The sequence below is a fragment of the Citrobacter sp. wls827 genome (assembly GCF_005280875.1).
GTDB lineage: Bacteria > Pseudomonadota > Gammaproteobacteria > Enterobacterales > Enterobacteriaceae > Citrobacter > Citrobacter youngae.
Genome location: NZ_SZWR01000001.1, coordinates 374,607 through 378,062, shown reverse-complemented (window position 1 = coordinate 378,062; position 3,456 = coordinate 374,607). Strand labels below are relative to the sequence as shown.

The following is a 3,456-nucleotide window of genomic DNA, read 5'->3' as shown; positions in this document are numbered from 1 at the left end:
CGACGCTGACGCGCCAGCCACTGGCTGGGTTGGTTCACTTATTGCCATAGAAAGTCACTTCTGTTTGGTTGCGATTATGAGGGTAATCTAATTTGTTATTATTACTTGCCTAACATACCTGCGGAAGGTGTTTGAAGGAAGTCTCATTTCTGAAAACATTTTCGACTATTATTTTATATCATTGTAATTTCAGTCGTTGATTTTGGCTCAGGGAGAGAAATATGACGTTTTTGAAACGGGGCGTGGCGCTGGCGCTATTAGCCGCATTTGCGCTGGCAGGTCAGCCTGCACAGGCGTACGAAAAAGATAAAACCTATAAAATCACCATTCTACATACCAACGATCATCACGGTCACTTCTGGCGTAGTGAATACGGGGAATATGGGCTGGCGGCGCAAAAAACGCTGGTGGACGGTATTCGTAAAGAGGTGGCTGAGGAAGGGGGCAGCGTACTGCTGCTTTCCGGCGGTGACATTAATACCGGCGTACCGGAGTCCGATCTGCAGGATGCGGAACCTGATTTTCGCGGGATGAACCTGATTGGCTATGACGCGATGGCGGTCGGTAACCACGAGTTTGATAATCCCATGACCGTACTGCGCCAGCAGGAAAAATGGTCCAAATTCCCGTTTCTCTCGGCCAATATTTATCAGAAAAGCACCGGCGAGCGTTTATTTAAGCCGTGGGCCATCTTTAAGCGCCAGGATTTAAAAATTGCCGTACTCGGTTTAACCACTGACGATACGGCGAAAATTGGCAACCCAGAGTTCTTCACCGATATTGAGTTTCGCAAACCTGCGGAAGAAGCAAAGCTGGTTATCCAGGAACTCAATATGAATGAAAAGCCAGACATCATTATCGCGACCACCCATATGGGGCATTATGACAACGGCAATCATGGCTCGAACGCCCCTGGCGATGTCGAAATGGCGCGTAGCCTGCCCACCGGGGCGCTGGCGATGATTGTGGGTGGTCACTCACAGGATCCGGTGTGTATGGCTGCGGAAAACAAGAAGCAGGTTGATTACGTACCGGGTACGCCGTGTGCGCCAGATAAGCAAAATGGGATCTGGATTGTACAGGCACACGAGTGGGGGAAATACGTGGGCCGGGCGGACTTTGAGTTCCGTAACGGCGAAATGAAAATGGTTAACTACCAGCTCATTCCAGTCAACCTGAAGAAAAAAGTGACCTGGGACAACGGTAAAAGTGAGCGCGTACTCTACACCCCGGAGATTGTTGAAAATCAGCAAATGCTTTCGCTGCTGACGCCGTTCCAGAATAAAGGTAAAGCGCAGCTCGACGTGAAAATCGGTAGCGTCAATGCGCGCCTCGAAGGCGATCGAAGCAAAGTCCGTTTCGTGCAGACCAACATGGGACATCTGCTGCTGGCTGCGCAAATGGCGCGAACCAGCGCTGATTTTGGCGTGATGAGCGGCGGCGGTATCCGTGACTCCATCGAAGGCGGCGATATCACCTATAAGAGCGTGCTGAAGGTACAGCCGTTTGGCAACATCGTGGTGTATGCCGATATGAGCGGGAAAGAGGTGATTGACTATCTGACCGCAGTGGCGCAAATGAAGCCGGACTCCGGGGCCTATCCGCAGTTTGCCAACGTCAGCTTTGTGGCGAAAGACGGCAAGCTTAACGATTTGAAAATCAAAGGCGAGCCCGTTGACCCAGCCAAAACCTATCGTATGGCAACGCTGAGCTTCAACGCCACCGGCGGTGATGGCTATCCGCGTATTGATAACAAACCAGGCTATGTGAATACCGGATTTATTGATGCGGAAGTGCTGAAGGAGTACGTGCAGAAGAACTCACCGCTGGATGTCGGTGCGTATGAGCCGAAGGGCGAAGTTACCTGGCAGTAACAGGGCGGAGTGCCGGATGGCGGTGCTGGCACCTTCTCCGGCCTACAGATACTTAATCCCGGCGGGCGATATCGGCGAATTTCGCATCCAGAATTTTCGCCAGATCGCTCGCTGCCAGTTCGATGTCCAGTCCGCGTTTGCCGCCGGAAACATAAATGGTGTCAAACGTTTGGGCTGGCGCGTCGATGAGCGTCGGCAATCTTTTTTTCTGCCCCAACGGGCTGATACCGCCTACCAGATAGCCGGTAGTGCGTTGCGCGACCATGGGGTCGGCCATATCGACCTTTTTGGCGCCCAAAGCTTTGGCAACCTTTTTGAGATCCAGTTGACCGGCTACCGGTGTGACGGCAACCGCCAGATGTTTCATATCGCCATTCACGGCAACCAGCAGTGTTTTGTAGACCTGATCCGCATTCAGTCCTAATTTACGGACCACTTCGTCGCCAAAGTTGGTCTCGGACGGATCGTGATCGTAGGTGTGGATCTGAAAAGAAATTTTGTTTTTTTCGAGTAGTTTAACGGCGGGTGTCATAGCAATTTTTCCTGGCCCAGACAAAATACGCCATAAGCATACGCCTGATGGCGGTGGAAAAAATAGTACCATCTTGCGCAATAGTATTGGCAGGATGATGACTTTGAGCGACAATCGACCTACACCGATGCTTTAAGCGTCGGCATAATAATAATGATGAAATTCCTCTTTGACGGGCCAATAGAAATATTGGCCATTTTTTTATCGCATCATCTCCGGTAAATTTCCCTCTCCATACAGATGCAGTGCGCCCACTGCGACCACATAGTGGCCTGCAGGCATTGCCTTGAGTTTGTCCCGCCAGGCCTCATTACGCTGGTGCATTAATACGTCATATAATGACTGGCTGAATGTGTTGGGTAACGTGAGTGCGCTATTTTGTGGTGGTGATTCAAGCCACCAGCCCATCATTTGTTGCAGCAACCTGGCGTTGGTGTGCCAGTGCGTCAGGGTATCGTCAAGCAAAGCCAAACCGTTATCAGGCAATTGACATAACAGGTCGATTTGGCTGGAGGCGCCTTCCAGTTCAATAATGGTTTTTTGCGCCTGTTTAGCCGCTTTGAGCAGTTGGTAGTCAATGCCATATTCCGCCCGTAATCCCAGCTGTTGCGCCTGCGTGGCTTGTAAGATCATGGCTATTTGCCACAGGGGTTGAGTCGAAAACAGGGAAGGGGAAATACCAAGATCTGCAGAAACTTTTTGCAGATTGCGCAATTGCTCTTCGCTGATGCGTTCTTCCAGCGTGGCAAAAGCCGGAAGATTGGCAAACGGAGTATCGTCACCGGAGACATCGGCTTCGACAATCAGTGCGTCAGCGTGGCTGAGTTTTTTCAGTAACCTGGCAGGCAGAGGGGCCATACCCCGGCTACCCATATGAATACTGCCAATCAGATGAAAATGGCGGTTGCCAGGCAAAGAGATATCGATGGCCGGCCAGGTATAATGGTTACCGCGCAGTGCAGACCATAATGCTTTTACCCGGTATAACAAATCCATACGACCTCCCTAAGTGGAGAACCATGCTAGCGCGTGGTCGGAAAAGTCGCAATG

The 3,456-nt window shown here is 51.0% G+C and carries 3 protein-coding genes; 1 reads left to right on the top strand and 2 read right to left on the bottom strand.

Going from position 1 to position 3,456, the window contains the following annotated elements:
* Window positions 1-221 precede the first annotated feature (221 nt).
* On the top strand, window positions 222-1,874 hold the full coding sequence (gene ushA, locus FDX03_RS01750; RefSeq protein ID WP_137345397.1) for a bifunctional UDP-sugar hydrolase/5'-nucleotidase UshA: 1,653 nt from the start codon (window positions 222-224) through the stop codon (window positions 1,872-1,874).
* Window positions 1,875-1,926: 52 nt separating this feature from the next.
* On the opposite strand, the gene ybaK is transcribed toward ushA, so the two are convergent.
* Window positions 1,927-2,406, bottom strand: a complete 480-nt coding sequence (gene ybaK / locus FDX03_RS01745) for a Cys-tRNA(Pro)/Cys-tRNA(Cys) deacylase YbaK (RefSeq protein ID WP_003021794.1) — start codon at window positions 2,404-2,406, stop codon at window positions 1,927-1,929.
* Between the two features lie 201 nt (window positions 2,407-2,607).
* On the bottom strand, window positions 2,608-3,402 hold the full coding sequence (locus tag FDX03_RS01740; protein ID WP_048212399.1) for a TraB/GumN family protein: 795 nt from the start codon (window positions 3,400-3,402) through the stop codon (window positions 2,608-2,610).
* Window positions 3,403-3,456: the final 54 nt, after the last annotated feature.